1 protein-coding gene is annotated in these 2,709 nt (G+C 26.0%); it reads right to left on the reverse strand.

Annotated features, from left to right (window positions below):
- Positions 1–524: 524 nt before the first annotated feature.
- A partial coding sequence (locus tag ACH2BO_RS07240) for an RNA-binding domain-containing protein (protein ID WP_395044083.1) occupies positions 525–2,709 on the reverse strand: 2,185 nt, incomplete at its 5' end.

Here is a 2,709-nt window from a genome sequence, read left to right on the forward strand (position 1 = left end):
CTGGGTGATGCGATGGGAGCTGCAAAAAATGTTGTCCTGGAGCCACTGGCAAGCGCGTTGGCAGGAGCGGCTGTTTTACATAAATGATATTATAGCTTCATTGCAAAAACCAAAAAAACAATAAACTCGCTTTGTGATGAACTATAATACTCAATTATGTAACACAGCTTGGGGGAAAAAATTACTGGCACAAGTTGCGAAGCGTACGTGTTTTTTCTAAAAACTGTGCCAGTAATTTTTTTTGGAGCGTTGGCAAAGGAGTGGCTTTTGAAATGTAAAACGTCCTTTTTACCACCGAACGAAAAAATACATTCTCGTTATTGGAAATGAAATTAGCGAAATGAAGCAAACAAAGATGCGAGTTTAGGAATACTTGGACTAAACGAGGATTTTGTGCAGCTGAATGAGATAATTTAAGTGTAAGTATCCAAATTAATTATAACTTTTACTAAGTGAGTATATTCTTTTTTATTTTCTTATAATCTATTTCCATTTTGAAATGTTTTTAAAATTTTTATTGATTTTTATAGTGTAACATTTATACTATCTCTAAATTTTCTTTTAATAAATTTTGATAACTCTATTCCTTTCAATTTTTCAGAAGATCTGGTGTGACGAACATATATAGTTTCTTCAAAATCACCTTTTTCATTTTTTAAAATGTGTATTTCATCTATGCTTGGTTTCACATTAATTATCATAATATCACCCTCTGGAAACTTTAAAAATTCCTTCTCCAATATTGTTGGAGAGAAACTATTGCCAAAATACTCCTTTACTTTTTGATCAAATAATTCAGAAAAATCATCTCTTTCTTTACCAATTCCTTTAGATTTTTTCAAATTGACATAATCTTTCTCAAGACCAAATATTTTTTTGTCATCACTTACACCTAGAAGTAAATAGCCCCCAGAGGTGTTAGCAAAGGCACAAATTGTTTTTAAAGCACTATGAATTATTATATTTTGAATATTTGGGACATTTTTTGTCTCTTCTTTAATTTGCTCGATTTTTGATTTAAGAACATTTATTTCTTCCTGACTCTTAGATTTTGAAATTTTAGTTTCTATATTCTTAATTATTTTTATTTTTTCCTCATTTGGAATAGGTGTAAAAAAAGTAGCTTTAAATTCTAATTTAGGACCTTCGTCTTCATTTATAAGGCCTCTAAAGTATACTCTTTTTTCATCTTGTTCATTTTTAAGTTTATCTTCTATAGTTTCTTCAACCGATAAAACGCCTTGGGTGATAAATTCACGAATTCTTTTTAGGTTTTTTAATGTGAAATTATCCAACTCTGATTCAACGACATCTGAAATTATTAAATTATTAGCCAATGCATTCTTTGCAACTGTTTTTAGTAATTTATTATTTTCACCAAATGAGTTCTTCGACAAGTTAAATAGATTCTCTAAATCTTCTTCTTTTTGACTATTAAACAAATTCAATATTTCTGTAAAAAAAACTAAGTTTTTTGATTCAGGAAATGTTTCTAAAGTCTTCTCATCTATTTTCTCTTTTACTAATAAAATATCTTTCCTAAAATCTTCATAATTATTAAAAGAATAATTTGATATTAAATTATCCAATCGGATAAGCGCCAAGAAATAATCTATATAAATATTCAACAAATATGATCTAGCACTTTTTGTATTTGAAAAGAATGCTTTAGCAAATTTTATGTATTTTATTTTTTCTTGTAAATTATTTTGTAAAGTAGCATATTGTTCGAATATATATCCTTTTTCTTCTTCCACTTTAAAATTAATATCATTTAACTCAGAACTTGAAATATCTTCATCTGGATCGTAATAAAAATTTTCTAATATGTCCAAATATTCTTCTTCATATTCAGTTCCTATTAAATCTTTTAAACTTAAATCAATTTTATCTTTTTCATATTTTAAAAACACAGCCGGAATTCTTCTTCCCTTATTAAAAATGATTGGAAATAAATCTCTTTCAAAATATTTGGTTGACACATTATTCAAATGTATTAAGCCATCTCCATAATCAGTTTCAACAAATACTCCAAAAGGCTGAGTATCTTTAACTGTAACATAAATAACTGAATTAATTTCAGGAATCAGAGTATCAATGTTGTTTTTGGAGAAATAATTTTCATTATCCAAGGCTAATTGCTTAGAAATAAAATATTTAAATTCATTACAATATAGAGTTATATCAACATTAATACTCCAATTTATATTTTTTAAATTATAACTTTTTAATGTGGGATCAGTAATATTTAAATAAGGTAAAAAACCATTCGTATTATCAATTAATAAATTACATCCTTGTCTATGTTTTTGAATTATTTTGGATAATATAAAAGGACTTTCCGTTTCTATATAGCTACCAATATTTGGATTATCAATTAAAGAGACATAATCAATAACTAATTTATTATCTATAAAATTAATTGATGGTTTTAGAGGATTATTTAAGTTTGAAACCACATAAAAAGCATTTAACAATAATTTTTTCTTCGATACTGAATCTTTTTCCAAATAAAAGAAAAATCTGTAAAACTGAGCTAACAATATATTGGTTTCACTTTCTAAATTTATTAGACTACTTAATATTAACTCAATATATAACCAGTTAATGAATTTAGCTAAATCATTCTTCTCAAACAAATCATTATTTGAAGATAAAATAAAATAATCTTGTGTAATTGAACTTATTAATGAATTTTTTTGTTTTTGT

This window comes from Flavobacterium sp. (assembly GCF_043773265.1).
In the GTDB taxonomy this organism is placed as follows: domain Bacteria; phylum Bacteroidota; class Bacteroidia; order Flavobacteriales; family Flavobacteriaceae; genus Flavobacterium.